6 protein-coding genes and 2 pseudogenes are annotated in these 15743 nt (G+C 74.3%); all 8 read right to left on the bottom strand.

Features of this window, described 5'->3' with window-relative positions; all coding sequences use genetic code 11:
* Positions 1 to 59 precede the first annotated feature (59 nt).
* Positions 60 to 1577 (bottom strand): annotated as a pseudogene (locus IE219_RS31755) (response regulator); the annotation flags it as partial.
* Between the two features lie 126 nt (positions 1578 to 1703).
* Positions 1704 to 3473: pseudogene (locus IE219_RS32560) on the bottom strand (nSTAND1 domain-containing NTPase); the annotation flags it as partial.
* 5 nt (positions 3474 to 3478) lie between these two features.
* Positions 3479 to 3802 carry a CU044_2847 family protein gene (locus IE219_RS16960; RefSeq protein WP_189978172.1) on the bottom strand — a complete coding sequence of 108 codons (324 nt, stop codon included), beginning with the start codon at positions 3800 to 3802 and terminating at the stop codon, positions 3479 to 3481.
* A 176-nt stretch (positions 3803 to 3978) separates the two neighbouring features.
* Complete coding sequence (locus IE219_RS16955; RefSeq protein WP_189978170.1) at positions 3979 to 4602, bottom strand: isochorismatase family protein; 624 nt, start codon at positions 4600 to 4602, stop codon at positions 3979 to 3981.
* A 41-nt stretch (positions 4603 to 4643) separates the two neighbouring features.
* Positions 4644 to 6323 carry a (2,3-dihydroxybenzoyl)adenylate synthase gene (locus tag IE219_RS16950; protein WP_189978168.1) on the bottom strand — a complete coding sequence of 560 codons (1680 nt, stop codon included), beginning with the start codon at positions 6321 to 6323 and terminating at the stop codon, positions 4644 to 4646.
* On the bottom strand, positions 6320 to 7564 hold the full coding sequence (gene dhbC / locus IE219_RS16945; protein WP_189978165.1) for an isochorismate synthase DhbC: 1245 nt from the start codon (positions 7562 to 7564) through the stop codon (positions 6320 to 6322). The genes IE219_RS16950 and dhbC overlap by 4 nt, the downstream gene beginning before the upstream one ends.
* A gap of 57 nt (positions 7565 to 7621) precedes the next feature.
* Positions 7622 to 8449, bottom strand: a complete 828-nt coding sequence (locus tag IE219_RS16940) for a 2,3-dihydro-2,3-dihydroxybenzoate dehydrogenase (RefSeq protein ID WP_189978163.1) — start codon at positions 8447 to 8449, stop codon at positions 7622 to 7624.
* A 54-nt stretch (positions 8450 to 8503) separates the two neighbouring features.
* On the bottom strand, positions 8504 to 15742 hold the full coding sequence (locus IE219_RS16935; RefSeq protein WP_189978537.1) for a non-ribosomal peptide synthetase: 7239 nt from the start codon (positions 15740 to 15742) through the stop codon (positions 8504 to 8506).
* Position 15743 lies beyond the last annotated feature (1 nt).

The following is a 15743-nucleotide window of genomic DNA, read 5'->3' as shown; positions in this document are numbered from 1 at the left end:
AATATCCCTTTCCCCGCCCGAGTGCCTCGCGGACCGTCCCACCCGGAGGACGCGGGCACTCACGTCGTCCGTCTCCACTTCTGGATCATGGCGATGAGCCGGTCGGGGTCGACGGGTTTGGGGATGTAGGCGGAGGCTCCGGAGGCGAGGGCCTTCCTGCGGTCGTCCTTCATGGCGTTGGCGGTCAGCACGATGATCGGCAGGTCCGTGAACTGGGGCATGAGCCGGATGGCCTTGATGGCGGTGTGCCCGTCCATGCGCGGCATGGCGATGTCCATGAGCACGAGGGAGACGTCGGTGTGCGCTTCCAGCGTCTCGATGGCCTCCATGCCGTTCTCGGCGTACAGGACGTTCAGGCGGTGATCCTCCAGCACCGTGGTGATCGCGAACACGCTGCGGATGTCGTCGTCGACGATCAGCACCCTTTCGCCCCTGAAGACGGGGCCGGAGCGGTGCCTCCCTCCCGACCGCGCCAGGGCATCGGCCCGCTCCTCCGGCAGCCGGACGGGTGACGGAGCGGCCGGCCCCGGCAGCGGAGCCGGCACCTCCGGGTGGCCGCCGTCGAACGGCTCCGGTTCCAGGGCGTGCGGCGGCAGGTAGAAGGTGAACGTGGAGCCACGGCCCGGTTCGCTCACCGCGCAGATCTCCCCGCCCAGCAGCCGCGCGATCTCCCGGCTGATCGCCAGGCCCAGCCCCGTGCCCCCGAACCTGCGGTTCGTCGTGCCGTCCTCCCTGAAGGACTCGAAGACGCCGTCCAGCTTCTCCGGGGCGATGCCGATGCCGGTGTCGCTCACCGAGAACGCGATCACCGTCTCGTCGTCCTCCCGGAGCGCTCCCGCGTTCCGGAACCGCTGCCGGGCCGGACCGGGCACCTCCTCGACGACCGGCTGGATCGCCAGGGTCACCGTGCCGGAGAGGGTGAACTTCACCGCGTTCGACAGCAGGTTGCGCAGCACCTGAAGGATCCGCTGCTCGTCGGTGTGGAGCGTGGGAGGCGTCTCGGGCGAGATCCGCAGGACCAGGTCGATCCCCTTCTCCGCCGCCAGCGGCCGGAACACGGTGTCCACGTAGTCGGCCAGCTGGAGCACCGCGATCCGGGCGGGGGACACCTCCATCCTGCCCGCCTCGACCCTGGACAGGTCGAGGATGTCGTTGATCAGGGCGAGGAGGTCGGACCCGGCACCGTGGATGGTCTCGGCGAACTCCACCTGCTTGGGGGTCAGGTTGGCCTCGTCGTTGGCCGCCAGGAGCCTGGCCAGGATCAGCAGGGAGTTGAGGGGCGTGCGCAGCTCGTGCGACATGTTGGCGAGGAAGTCGGACTTGTAGCGCATGGAGACGGCGAGCTGTTCGGCGCGTTCCTCCAGGACCTGCCGGGCTTCCTCCGTCTCCATGTGTCTGAGTTCGATGTCGCGGTTCTGCCGCATCAGCTCGTTCGCCCGCTGCTCCAGCGCGCTCGAACGCTCCCGGAGCTGCTCGGTCAGCACCTGCGACTGGCTCAGCATCTCCTGGGTCCGCTGCTGCTGGAGTATCTCCGAGCTGCTGTGCTCGATGAGCCTGCGGACGGCTTCGGGGATGTCGGCGTGGCGCTCGCCGAGCCAGCGCTGGGCCTCGGCCACGCGGGTGGCGGACAGCAGGTCCGCCTCGCTCGCGCGCTCCTCCACGACGGCGAGCCACTGCTGGAAGTCGGCGTCCTCGTCCACCCAGCCGGCCAGCCGCTTCCACTCGCGGATCAGCGCTTCGTGGGCGATCTCCGCGGTGTCGGCACCGCCCGGCCCGATGACGACGAGCCGGTGCTCGGGCTGGGCGAGGAGCTGGGCGATGAACCAGTCGGCGCCCAGGTGGGCCCGGAGGGCCGTGACGCGGACTGCGCTCGCGGAGCCGCCGCGGGCGCGCACCATGGACAGCAGGACCCGCCGGATCCGGGTCTCGGAGAACTGCTCGGCCAGGAAGGTGTAGACCTTTTCCGCATGCCGGTTCAGGGCTCCGGAGACGCCGTCGACGCTGTGGTAGCTGTCGAAGCTGAGGTGGCGGTCGCGTTGCAGCGGCCACAGCTCGGTCAGGGCGAACTCCAGGAGGGGCAGGCTGCCCGCGGACTTGCTCGCCTCGTTGGCGATGGCTTCGGCGAGGCCGGGGGTGAACGCGACGCCCGCGCGCCTGGCGGGTTCGACGATCACCGTGGTCAGCGCGTCCTCGTCCAGCGGGGACACGTTCAGCTGGCGGTCCTGGAAGCGCGAGCCGACGTCGGGGAGTTCGAGGAGGTCGGGCAGGAAGTCCGCGCGCAGCGTGCAGACGAGCCGTACGCCGGCGCTCGGCAGCGTGTCCGCGGGAGGGAAGAGGTGCCGCAGGAGCGCGAGCCGTTCCTGCGCGTCCGGCCCGCCGCCGAACACCTCTTCGAACTGGTCCCCGATGAGGAGCAGGCGCCTGCCGGTGAGGACGGACAGGCGTTCGGCGACCTTCCAGAAACCTTCGTCGCGCAGGGAGGCGGTACGGGCCTCCAGCTGTTCGAGGGTGTGCGCGCCGTCGGGGTGTTCGAGGTGCAGCAGGGCGCGTGCCACGGATTCATAGGGCGAGGAACCGGGACGGAAGGTGGCCACCGTCCAGCCCTCGTCCTCCAGGGCCGGCTGGAGGCCGGCGGCGACGAGGGACGACTTGCCGACGCCGGAAGGGCCGGTCACCATCGCGAGCGGCTGGATCCTGACCATGTCGCGGAGCCGCTGGACCTCCCAGTCCCGGCCGACGAACAGCCCCGCCTCGGCGTCCGCGGCGGTGAACGCCTGTAGCCCGCGGTAGGGGCAGGGCGGCAGGACGGTCCGGCCGAGGACCTCGGGCCACGCGGCGGCGATCCGCGCGAGCGGCAGTGCGTAGGCGTCCGCGGCCGCGCCGTCCTTGGCGGCGATCACGAGCATGCCCACGACGGCGTCGCCCCACCGGTCCCTGACCACGACCGGTGATCCGCTGTAGCCGGGCTGCACGCGTAACGCGGCCTCGTCGCCGGCGTCGAGCTGGATCAGACCGCCTCCGACCGCGCCGCGCAGGACGCAGGAACTCCAGGCGCCGTTCACCCCGCGGGCGGGACGGCTCGGATAGCCGAACGCCGAGACGTCCGTGTCACCGGCCTGGGTGTCCAGCAGGCGCGCGGGGCCCGCGCGGGAGGGGAGTTCGTCCCCTCCGACGATCGTCAGACCGGCGACGTCGCGCCCTTCCTGCCCCGCCGAGGCGGGCGGGTCCCACGCGCTGATCCGGAAATTGCGGACGGGGCCGCCCTCGGCGTCGCCCAGGAGGACGAACTCGACCTGCACCCGGGCGTCCTCGGGCGGCCGGCTCCGGTCCGGTTTGGACCGCCCCAGCGCCACGTTGACCACGTGGGCGCACGTGACGATCTGCTTGTCGCCCACGACGAAGCCGACGCCGACGGCTTCGTCCGAGGTCCCCAGCCGGACCTTGACGATGAATCCCTCGCGCTGAACTCGCATGCGGCTCAGGCGGAACGGTGCCAGACCAGACGGACGGCGAAGTTCACCTCTGCCGTTCCCTTCGCGATGATCACGCCGGTCTCTCCCCCCATCTTCAGGCCGAACTGGATCTCGACCTCCTCCGGGCCGAGGTCCCGCGTGGTCTCCACGACACGGGCCAGAACGGGCCGCACCTGGTCCAGTGCCTCGGACAGGGAGGCCCGGGCCCTGACGGCCACGCCGCCGGCCGCGAGCTCCAGATCGGATCCCGCGTCGCCGTCCACCTCGAAGACGGCGGTGCCACCGCCTTCGGCGTCCAGCTCCATCGTGAACAGCCGACCGTCGCTCATCGCACCCTCCCTCACCCGTCGGCGCCAGCTCCCTGCCGCCGAAGCCCTCATCCTCGGGTACGGCCCCCGCTCCGCGCAGCGGTATCCGCCGAAAGATCGACGGGGGTGGCACAACCGGTCGGCGGGGCAAGGGGATCAAGCCATGCGCGGGCGCCCCGGGAGGGTGGCGGCGGGGGTCAGAGGGCGCGGGCGGCGGTGGTGACGGCGGCGCAGCGGCCCGCCGCCCATTCCAGGGCCATGCGGTGCTCGCGTTCGGAGAAGTCGGCCACGGCGTCGGCGACGACGAAGGCCCGGATGTCGTGCGTCCAGGCGTCGCAGGCGGTCATCAGGACGCCGATGTGCGCGTACACCCCGGTGATCACGAGCTGGTCGCGGCCCTGGGAGCGCAGGAGGTCCAGGAGGTCGGTGCGGGCGAAGGCGCTGTACTTCCACTTGGTCAGGAGGTGGTCGCCGGGGCCGGGGGCGACGGCGTCCGCGACGGCCGCGGCGTGCGGGTCGTCCGGGATGCCGGGGCCCCAGAAGTCCTGCTGGAGGCCGCGCTGTTCGGGGGTCTGGCCGCCGGGCTGGGCGGTGTAGACGACGGGAACGCCGAGCCGGGCGGCCCGCTCGCGGAGCCCGTTCAGGTGGGTGAGCAGCGCGGTGAGCGGTTCGGCCTCCGGGTCGAAGGGGGCCAGGAAGTGGTTCTGGAGGTCGTGCACGAGGAGCACGGCGCGGTCGGGGTCCACGGTCCAGTCGACCCGGTTGGCCGGCAGGTCGGCGGGGCGGGGCATGGGGTACGGCGGTACGGCGGGGAGGCTCATGGCGGTCCGTTCACAGGTGCGGGAAAGGGGGCGGGCGGGGGTCAGGCGGGGGCGCTCTCCGCGCGGAGGTCCTTCTTGGAGATCTTCCCGACGCCCGTGGTGGGGAAGGCGTCCACGAAGACGATCCGGTCGGGGACCTTGTAGGCGGCGAGGCCGCGCTCCCGGACGAAGCGCTTGAGGGCCGCCGCCCCGGTCTCCTCGGCCCCCTGACGGCGGATCACGTACGCGCAGCTGCGCTCGCCGAGGTACGGGTCGGGTTCGGCGACCACGTTGGCGTCGTGCACCGACGGGTGGGCCAGGAGGTGGTTCTCGACCTCCTCGGCGGCGATCTTCTCGCCGCCCCGGTTGATCTGGTCCTTGGCTCGGCCCTCGACCACCAGGTGGCCGCCGGGGGTGAGCCGGACGAGGTCGCCGGTGCGGTAGAAGCCGTCCTCGGTGAAGGCGCGGGCGTTGTGCTCGGGCGCGTTCCAGTAGCCGCGGATGGTGTACGGGCCCCGGGTCAGCAGGTGGCCGGTGGCGCCGGTGGGCAGGTCCCGGTCCTCGTCGTCGACGATCCTGATCTCGTCGTCGGGGGAGATCGGGCGGCCCTGGGTGGTGACGACCGTCTCGGGGTCGTCGTCCAGGCGGGTGTAGCAGACCAGGCCCTCGGCCATTCCGAAGACCTGCTGGAGGGCGCAGCCCAGGGCGGGCCGGATCCGGCGGGCCGCCTCGTCGGAGAGCCGGGCGCCGCCGACGAGGAGCACGTCGAGGCTGGAGAGGTCGTACGGGGTGCCGGTGGCGGCGGCGGTCCAGGCGAGCGCGAGCGGCGGGACGAGCCCGGTGATGGTCACGCCCTCGTCCTGGATGAGGGGGAAGGCCACGTCGGGGGCGGGCCGCGGGCACATGACGACCCGGCCGCCCGCGTACAGGGTGCCCAGGGAACCGGGCGAGGAGAGCGGGAAGTTGTGGGCGGCGGGCAGCGCGCACAGGTAGACGCTGTGCTCGTCGAGCCGGCAGATCTCGGCGGAGCCGCGCAGCGAGTAGACGTAGTCGTCGTGGGTCCGGGGGATGAGTTTGGGCACGCCGGTGCTGCCGCCGGAGAGCTGGAGGAAGGCGGTCTCGGAGGGGTCGCGCTCGGGCAGCGGGACGGGGACGGCGGGGACGTCGGCGAGGGACTCGAAGGGACCGGGGTCCCCGCCGGTGACGAACACGTGCCGCAGGGCGGGGGAGCGGGCGAGGACCGTGGTGGCCAGGGTGCGGTGGTCGAAGCCTTCGTGGACGCCGGGGATCACGTAGGCGACGGCGCCGGTGAAGGAGCAGAAGTAGGAGATCTCCGACGCGCGGTGGGCGGGCAGGGCGAAGACGGGCAGGGCGCCGAGGCGGAAGAGGGCGAAGACCAGTTCGAGGAATTCGGCGGTGTTGGGCAGTTGGACGACGACCCGGTCGCCGGCGGTGATGCCGCGGGCGGCGAGACCGGCCGCGAGCCGGTCGGCGCGCAGGTCGAGGTCGGCATAGGTCAGGGCGCGCCGGGTGCCGCCGGGGCCGGCGTGGTCGACGACGGCGACCCGGTCGGGGTGGGCGGCGGCCCGGTCGCGGAGCATCGCGCCGAAGGTGAGGCCCTCCCACCAGCCGGCCGCCCGGTAGCGCGCGGCGACGTCGGCGGGCCAGGTCGGCGTGGTGTACGGAGTGCCGGCGGGCGTGCTGGAAGGCGTACCGGAGGAGGGGCGGGACGGGGCGGTCACAGGTCGGCTCCCACGGCGTGGAGGAAGGTGCGGAACTTGGCGGCGGTCTCGGCGGTCTCGTCGGCGGGCACGGACGCGGAGACGACCCCTGCGCCCGCGTAGAGGCGCAGGGTGCGGTCGTCGGCCTCGGCGCAGCGGATGGTGACGACCCATTCGCCGTCGCCGTCGGCGTTGCCCCAGCCGACGATGCCGGTGAAGAACCCGCGGTCGAAGGGCTCGGTCTCCCGGATGACCTCGCGGGCCAGCGGGGTCGGGGTGCCGCAGACGGCGGGGGTGGGGTGGAGCGCGGAGGCGATCTCCAGGGCGGACGCCTCGGGGTGGGCGAGGGTGCCGGTGACGGTGGTGGAGAGGTGCCACATGGCGGCGGTGCGGATCAGGGACGGCCGGGTGGGGACGTCGATGGCGGAGCAGTACGGGGCCATCGCCTGGTGCACGGCGTCCACGACGACCGCGTGTTCGTGCAGGTCCTTGGCGGACTCCAGGAGGGCCGCCGCGCGCCGGACGTCCTCGGCGAGGTCGTCGCTGCGGGGGGTGGAGCCGGCCAGGGGGTTGGAGACCAGCCGGTTCCCGTGCCGGGAGACGAGGAGTTCGGGGCTGGCCCCGAGCAGGGTGCGCCCGGCGTGGGTGGGCAGGGCGAAGGTGTGGCCGTGCGGGTCGCGGCGGGCGAGCCGGCGGACCATGGCGGCGAGGTCGAGGCCGTCGGGGCCGGTGACCTCCAGGGTGCGGGCGAGCACCACCTTGCTGAACTCGCCGTTCCACATGCGGTCCACGGCGGCGGCGACGCCCCGGGCGTACTCCTCCGGGTCCGGGTGGGGGCGCACGGTCCAGGCGCGGGCGCGGGGGGCGTCGGCGGGCAGCGCGACGAGCGGGTCGGAGGCGAGGGCCGGTCCGGTGCGGACCGTCTCGGGGACGACGAGGGCGGCCGGGGCGGTCTGGTCGAAGGGGATGGCGCCGAGGACGACGGGGGAGGGGTGGCGGCGCGCGTCCCGGGCCTCGGCGAGGGCGGCGGCGGCCCGCGCGGCGACCGGGGCGGTGCCGTGCGGCACCTCGGTCAGGACGCCGTGGGCGAGCAGGGTCCGGGTGGGGGTGGCGAGGAGGCGGTCGCCGGCGCGGAAGGCGTCGAGCAGCCCGGTGGCGGCTCCGACGGCGGAGGGGACGGGGGCGGTGGCGCGGGCGGGCGCCGGGGCGGGCGGGGGTACGGGCGCGGGCGGGTGCGCGGCGACCCGGGGGACCGTCGACACGGGTGGGCTCCTTGGTTCGGTGGGTTGAGGGTTGAGGGGGGCGTGCCGCGCGGGCCGTCAGCGCAGGGTGGCGCCGCCGTCGACGTACAGGTCCTGCATGGTGATGTGGCGGGCCCGGTCGGAGGCGAGGAAGACGACGGCCTCCGCGATGTCCTCCGGCCGGGCGAGACGGCGCAGGGGGATGCCGGTGCGGTGGGCGGCGAGGTCGCCGTCGAGGACGCTGTCGGGGACGGAGTCGCCGTCCCACAGGGCGCGTTGCATCGGGGTGTCGGTGGAGCCGGGGCAGACGGCGTTGCAGCGCACGCCCCGGGCGGCGACCTCCAGGCCCAGGCATTTGGTGAAGGCGACGGCCGCCGCCTTGGAGGCGGCGTACACGCTCATGTCCGCCCGGGGGATGCCGGCGGCGTTGGAGGCGACCGTCACCACGGAGCCGGAGCCCCGGGCGGCCATCCCGGCGACGACGGCCCGGGAGAGGTGGAAGACGCCGGTCGTGTTGACGGCGAAGACCTCGGCCCAGTCGCGGTCGGTGGTCTCGACGGCCGGTCCGGTCCGCAGCACTCCGGCGACGTTCACCAGGATGTCCACGGGGCCGAGTTCGCGGGAGACGCGTTCCACGGTCGCCGCCACGTCGTCCGGCGCGGTGACGTCGAGCCGGTAGGGGACGACCGGGCCGGCGGCCGGGGCCGTACCGGTCCTTCCGGTCAGCCGGGTGACGCTCCGGATGAGTTCCCGCTCCGAGAGGTCGGTCGCCGCCACGGCGGCGCCGCGGGCGGCGAGGGCGTGCACCACCGCCGCGCCGATGCCCTGGGCGGCGCCGGTGACGAGGGCCACGCGGCCCGCCAGCTCGCCGTCCGGCGCCGGGCGGCCGGGTTCGTTGTCGTCCATGACGGAATCCCCTTCTACTTAGGTAAGCCTACCCTAAGTTCTTCTGATTTCTGGTCAGTTCCCCGGCGTCCGGGGCCGGTCGTGTTCCGGGGTCCGCCGGGGCGCGACCGCCGCGGCGGCACGCAGCGCCTCGTCCAGGAGCGGACCGATCTCCGCCAGCGACTCCGGGGCCATCAGCTCGTCGTGCCCCCGGTCCAGGACGTGCTCGGTGAACGCCCCCGCCACATGCGCCGGCCACACCGCGCCCGGTGCGTCCTGCGGCGCGGTCGTCCGGGAGGCCGTGAAGAACAGCACATCGCCGTCGAAGTGCCGGGTCGTGCTGCGCGAGAGCAGCCGCACGCAGTGCACGTTGGTGTCCACGATCGCCCGCAGCAACTCCTCGTCGAACCCGGCGAGCAGACCCTGACTGTCCCGGATCGCCGCGACGGCCTCCTCCCGCGTCACCCCGCCGCGCCCGGACTCCGCCGCGCCCAGCCCCGCCACCGAGAGCAGGAAGCCGTTCTCCTCCCGCTCCAGGCGCGCGCGCCAGTCCGGCCCGTCCAGGTACGACCAGTCGTCCCGCTCCGGCGGATAGGCGTCGAGCAGCGCCAGGAAGGCGACCTCCTCGCCCCGCTCCCGCAGCATCGACGCCAGCGTGTGCGCCACCGTCCCGCCGAAGGAGTAGCCCGCGAAGTGGTACGGACCCTCCGGCTGCACCTCCCGGACCGCCGTCAGGTACAGCTCGGCGAGCTCCGCCACGTCGGCCGCGTCCGGCAGCTCCCCGGCCAGCCCCGGCGACTGCACCGCGTACAGCGGCCGGTCCGGGTCCAGGTGGCGCAGCAGCCCCGTGTACTGCCAGCCGAAGCCGGACGCGGGGTGGAAGCAGAACAGCGGCTCCTTCGTGCCCCGTTCGCGCAGCGGCAGCAGCGTCCGCAGCGCGTCCCGGCGCGAGTCCGACCCGATCCGGGCCGCCACGTCCGCGACCGTCGGCGCCGACATGACCGTGCCCACCTGCACCGGCACACCCAGCTCGTCGCGGATGCGCCCCACGAGCCGCATCGCGAGCAGCGAGTGCCCGCCCAGCTCGAAGAAGTTGTCCTCCACGCCGACCCGCTCCAGCCCCAGCACGTCCGCGAAGATCCCGCAGAGCAGCTCCTCGCGGGCGTCCTTCGGCGGCCGGCCGCCGCCCGCGTCCGCGAACACCGGGGCGGGCAGCGCCGCCCGGTCCACCTTGCCGTTCACCGTCAGCGGCAGCGCCGCCAGTTCGACGAACGCCGACGGCACCATGAACTCCGGCAGCGTCGCCGACAGCAGGGCGCGCAGCTCCGCCGCCTCCGCCTCCGCGTCGGTGCGGACCGCGTCCGAGGCGGGCACGGTGTACGCCACGAGCCGCTTCACGCCGTTCGCCCCGGTGTGCACGACCACCGCGGCGGAGGCCACCCCCGGAGCGGCGGCGAGCGCCGACTCGATCTCGCCCAGCTCGATCCGGAAGCCGCGGATCTTCACCTGGTGGTCGGCCCGGCCCAGGTAGTCGATCTGCCCGTCCTCGCGCCGGCGCACCAGGTCGCCCGTGCGGTACATCAGCGTGCCCGGCTCCCCGAACGGGTCGGCGACGAACCGCTCCGCCGTCAGCGCCGGACGCGCGAAGTAGCCCCGGGCCAGACCCGCGCCCGCCAGGTACAGCTCGCCCGGCACCCCGCACGGCACCGGCCGCAGCGCGCTGTCGAGCACATAGGCCCGGGTGTTGTAGATCGGCCGGCCCACGCAGGACGAGACGCTCATCTCCACGTCGGCGCCCAGCGCGTTGATCGTGTACTCGGTGGGCCCGTACAGGTTGTAGCCCATCGTGCCCTCGGTCTCCGCCAGGAGCGACCAGAGGGAGTCCGGCACCGCCTCGCCGCCGAGCAGGACCAGCGTGGGGCGGTGCCGGTCCGCGTCGAGCAGCCCCGCGTCGACCAGCTGCTGCCCGTACGACGGGGTGACGTTGACGACGTCGATGCCGACCCGGTCGTAGTGCGCCGTCAGGGCCGCCGGGTCGAGCCGCAGCTCCTCGCCGATGACGTGCACCTCGTGCCCGTCGACCAGCCAGAAGAACTCCTCCCACGACATGTCGAACGCGAACGACACCGTGTGCGCCACCCGCATCCGGCGCCCGCCCGCCAGCTTCACCGCCGGCTCGAAGATCCGCTCCCGGTGGTTGAGCAGCATGTTGACCAGACCCGAGCCCGGCACCACCACGCCCTTGGGGCGGCCGGTCGAACCCGAGGTGTAGATGAGGTACGCCGGGTGGCGGCCGTCGCGCGGCGCGGTCAGTTCCTCCTCCGCGACCGGACCGCCCGGCAGCGCCGCCAGTTCGGCGACGACCGCCGGGTCGTCCAGGGCGAGCGGCGGCACGCCGTCCACGACCGGGACCCGGCCCTTCACGGCGTCCACGGTGACCAGGCAGACCGGCAGCGCGTCCTCGACCATCGCGGCGAGCCGGTCCACCGGGTGGTCCAGGTCCAGCGGCAGGTACGCCGCCCCCGCCTTGAGCACCGCGAACAGCGCGACCACGAAGTCCGCCGAGCGCGGCAGGCCCAGGGCCACCGTCCGCTCCGGACCGGCCCCGCGCGCGATCAGCGCCCGCGCGAGCCGGTTGGCCCGCTCGTCCAGCTCCGCGTAGGTCAGCCGCTCGTCCTCGAAGACGAGGGCCGTGGCCTTTGGGGTCCGCGCCGCCTGCCGGGCGAACAGGTCCACCAGCGGCACGTCCGGCACGTCGTGCCCGGTGTCGTCGCCCAGGGCGAGCAGTTCCGCCCGCTCGGTGTTCTCCAGGGTCCGCAGCCGGCCCACCGGCACCGCCCCGCCCGCCGCGAACTGCTCCACGAGCAGCCGCAGCCGGCCCGCGAGCCGCTCGGCGGTCTCCCGGTCGTACAGGTCCGGCCGGTAGGCCAGGCTCAGTTCGAGCGAACGCTCCGGGGTCACCGCCAGGGTCAGCGGGTAGTGCGTGCCGTCGACGCTGTGCATCCAGCCGATCTGGTGCCGCTCCACCGCCTCCTCGCGCGCCGCGTCGTCCAGCGGCGTGTTCCGGAACACGTACAGCGTGTCGAAGAGCTGTCCGATCCCGGTCTCCCGCTGGATCGTCCCGAGCCCCAGGTAGTGGTGGGGCAGCAGCTCCGCGTGCTCGCCCTGCGTCCGTACGAGCAGGTCCCGCAGCGTCTCCGAGGGACGCAGCGTCACCCGGAACGGCAGCGTGTTCATGAACATGCCGATCATCTGGTCGACGCCCGGCACGTCCGCCGGACGGCCCGAGACCGTCGCGCCGAACACCACGTCGTCCCGCCCGGTCAGCCCGGACAGGGACAGCGCCCAGGCCGCCGAGAGGACCGTGTTCAGGGTGACGCCGCAGCCCCGCGCGAACGACCGCAGCCGGTCGCTGGTCTCCTCGCCGAGCGCGATGTCCACCACCTCGGCGGTCACCGGCTGCCGGGTGGGATCGGCCGGCGCGACCAGGGTCGCCTGGTCCAGGCCCGACAGGTGGCCGCGCCAGGCGGCCCGCGCCGCGTCCCGGTCGGTGCCCGCGAGCCAGCGCAGGTACTCCCGGTACGGCGTGACCGGAGGCAGGATCTCCTCGCGCCCGCCCGCCCCGTACAGCGCGAACAGCTCCTCGAAGAACAGCGACTCCGACCAGCCGTCGGTGAGGATGTGGTGCTGGGTCACGCACAGCATCCAGCGGTCCTCGGCGAACTTCAGCAGCGTCACGCGCATCAGCGGCGGCGCCGCCAGGTCGAAGCGGGTCGCCGCGTCCGCGAGGGAGAACTCCCGCTGCGCCTCGTCCTGCGCGGCCCGGTCGAGCCCCGTCAGGTCGCGGACCTCCCACGGCAGCTCCCACGCGGCGGGCACCACCTGCACCGGGCCCGGCAGGCCCTCGTGCCAGAACGCGGACCGCAGGTTCGGGTGGCGGCGCAGCATCGCGTCGAACGCCGAGCGCAGCGCGGCCGTGTCCACGGCGTGCCGCAGCTCCACGAAGTTCTGCATCAGGTAGACGTCGAGCGCCCGGTCGTCGTACTGCGCGTGGAAGTACAGGCCCTCCTGGAGCGGCGCCGGCGGCAGCACCTCCTCGGCGCCCGGGAAGACCCGCTCCAGGACCTTCCGGCCGGCCTCGTCGAGGTCCACCAGGGGGGCGCCCGCGTCGACCGCCGAGGCGGCCGCCGCCTTCTCCTCCGGCGTCCGGGCCGCGAGCGCCAGCGCCGCGACCGTCCGCCGCTCGAACACGTCGCGCGGGGAGAGCACCAGGCCCTCCTTGCGGGCCCGGGTCACCAGCTGGATGGAGACGATGCTGTCGCCGCCCAGGGCGAAGAAGTCGTCGTCCACGCCCACCGACGCGAGCCCCAGGACGTCGGTGAAGACCCGGCACAGGGCCTCCTCGCGCTCCCCGGACGGCGCCCGCGACCCCTCGGAGCCGCCGAACACCGGCGCGGGCAGCGCCGCCCGGTCCAGCTTGCCGTTGACCGTGAACGGCAGCGCGTCCAGCACCACGACCGCCGCCGGGACCAGATGGTCCGGCAGGGTCGCGGCCAGCTCCTCGCGGACCGCCACCGGGTCGGCCGTGCCCGTCACGTAGCCGACGAGCCGCTTCACCCCCGGCGTGTCCTCGCGCACCACCACGGCCGCCGCGCCGACCCCGCCGACCGCCGCGAGCGCGGACTCGACCTCGCCGGGCTCGATCCGGAAGCCCCGGATCTTCACCTGGTCGTCGCTCCGGCCCAGGTACGCGAGCTGCCCGTCGGCGCGCAGCCGTGCCAGGTCGCCCGTACGGTACATCCGCGACCCCGGGGGGCCGTACGGGTCGGCCACGAACCGCTCGGCCGTCAGCGCGAACCGGCCCAGGTAGCCGCGCGCGATGCCGTGCCCCGCGAGGTACAGCTCGCCGGTCGCCCCGGCGGGCACCGGCCGCAGCGCCGCGTCGAGCAGGTACGCGCGCGTGTTGCCGATCGGCCGGCCCACCACCGGGGCGGCCGAGGCCGCCAGGTCCGCCGCGAGCGCGTCCACCGTGTACTCGGTCGGCCCGTACAGGTTCACCGACATGACGCCGGTCGCCGCCCGCACCGCCGACCACAGCGCCTCCGGCACCGCCTCGCCGCCGAGCAGCAGCAGCGCCGGACGGTGCGCGGCCGGGTCCAGGAGCCCCTGGTCGAGCAGCCCGAGCGCGTACGTCGGGGTGACGTCCATCGTCTCGATCCGGTGCTCCCGCACGTACGACACGACGAACTCGGCGTCCCGGCGGCCCACCTCGTCCAGGACGTGCAGCTCGTGCCCGGCGACCAGCCAGAACAGCTGCTCCCAGGAGGTGTCGAAGCTGAACGACGCCGTGTGCAGGGCCCGCAGGCGCCGGCCGCCGGTCGCCTCGACCACCGGGCCGAACACGTCCGCGATGTGGTTGGCGTACAGGTTGGACAGACCGCCGTGGGTCAGCACGACGCCCTTGGGGCGCCCGGTCGAGCCGGACGTGTAGATGACGTACGCCGGATGCCCGTCCGCGACGGCCGGGGAGGCGAACTCCGCCGGGGCCGCGGCCAGGGCGGCGGCCGTCCCCGGCGCGTCCAGGACGATCCGCTCCGGCCCGTCACCGGCCTCCGGCAGCAGCTCCAGGCCGCGCGCGGTGGTCACCACGCACGCCGGCCGCGCGTCGTCGATCATCAGGCCGAGCCGCTCCGCCGGGTGGTCCAGGTCGAGCGGCAGGTATGCGCCGCCGGACTTCAGGACGGCGAGGATCGCCACCACCGTCTCCGCCGAACGCGGTACGGCCAGCGCCACCACCGACTCGGGGCCCACGCCCCGCGCGGCGAGCAGCGACGCGAGCCGCGCGGCCCGCGCGTCGACCTCCGCGAAGGTGAGCGACGCCGCGCCGCACACCACCGCCACCTCGTCGGGGGCCTGGGCGACCCGCTCCGCGAACACGTCCGCGACCGTGCCCGACGGCACGTCCCGCACCGCCCCCGGCCAGCTCCCCCGCACCCGCGCCGACTCGGCCTCCGGCAGCAGCGGCAGCGCCCCCACCCGGGTGCCGGGCTCCTCCGCGATCCGGTCCAGGACATGGGCGAGCCGGTCCGCGATCAGCCCCGCGCGCCGGTCGTCGAAGACGTCCGGGCGGTACTCCAGGCGCAGCAGGGCCCGCTCGTCCAGGGAGACGGCGAGGGTCAGCGGGTAGTGGGTGGCGTCCTCCGCCTCGACCCCGGTCACCCGCACCCCGGCGGCGACGGTCTCGCGCGCCGCCGGGTCCACCGGATAGTTCTCGACGACGACGAGGGTGTCGAACAGCTCGCCCGCGTCGCTCTGCTTCCGGATCAGCCGCAGCCCCAGGTGGTGGTGGGCGAGGAGGGCGTTCTGCTCGTCGCGGAAGCGCCGCAGCAGCTCCTCGACGGTCTCCTCGGGGCGGACCGAGAGCCGCACCGGCACGGTCGTGATGAACAGGCCGAGCATCGACTCGACGCCGGGTATCTCGTCCGGACGGCCCGACACGGTCAGCCCGAACAGCACGTCCCGGCGGCCCGTCAGACCGCCCACCAGCAGGCCCCAGGCGCACTGCACCAGGGTGCTCGGCGTGGTGCCCAGGCGGCGGGCGGCCGCCGTCAGCCGGGCGGTGGCCTCCGCCGACAGCTCCAGCGACCGCACGCCGGGCCGCACCGGGACGCGCGCCGGGTCGGGCTCCGCGACCAGAGTCGCCTCCTCGACCCCGGCCAGCGCCGTCCGCCAGGCGGCCTCGGCGGCCGGCGCGTCCTGCTCCTTCAGCCACTTCAGATAGGTCCGGTACGGGCGCACCGGAGGCAGCCCGGAGGCGTCGCCGTCCGCCGCGTACAGGGCGAGCAGATCGCCCACGAGCAGCGGCATCGACCAGCCGTCGACCAGGATGTGGTGGACCGTGATCACCAGCCGGTGGTCGTCCTCGCCCACCCGGGCGAGCACCAGGCGCAGCAGCGGCGGCCGGTGCAGCGGGAAGCGGCGGGCCAGCTCGGCCCGGCGCAGTCCGGCGAGCCGGTCCTCCACCGACGGACCCGCGGCGCCCGGCGCGCCGCCCTCCGTCAGGTCGGCCCGCTCCAGCCCGAAGGAGACCTCCGCCGGCACGAACTGCACCGGCTGCGGCACCCCCTCGTGCCAGAAGCCGGCCCGCAGGTTCGGGTGCCGGCGCAGCAGCGCGGCGGCCGCCCGCTCCATGCGGTCGGCGTCGACCGGGCCCGCGAGCCCCACCGACACCTGCACGGTGTACACGTCGGCCGCCCCGTCGTCGTAGACGGAGTGGAACAGCATGCCCTGCTGAAGGGGGGACAGCGGCAGCATG

Source organism: Streptomyces termitum (assembly GCF_014650175.1).
GTDB lineage: Bacteria > Actinomycetota > Actinomycetes > Streptomycetales > Streptomycetaceae > Streptomyces > Streptomyces termitum.
This window is presented reverse-complemented; position numbering and strand designations above follow the sequence as displayed.

What these genes read in the sequence shown, in the direction of transcription:
- IE219_RS16960 (WP_189978172.1), bottom strand. Translation starts at nt 3,802, where the DNA reads ATGAGCGACGGTCGGCTGTTCACGATGGAGCTGGACGCCGAAGGCGGT.
- IE219_RS16940 (WP_189978163.1), bottom strand. Translation starts at nt 8,449, where the DNA reads ATGGACGACAACGAACCCGGCCGCCCGGCGCCGGACGGCGAGCTGGCG.
- IE219_RS16955 (WP_189978170.1), bottom strand. Translation starts at nt 4,602, where the DNA reads ATGAGCCTCCCCGCCGTACCGCCGTACCCCATGCCCCGCCCCGCCGAC.
- IE219_RS16935 (WP_189978537.1), bottom strand. Translation starts at nt 15,742, where the DNA reads ATGCTGCCGCTGTCCCCCCTTCAGCAGGGCATGCTGTTCCACTCCGTC.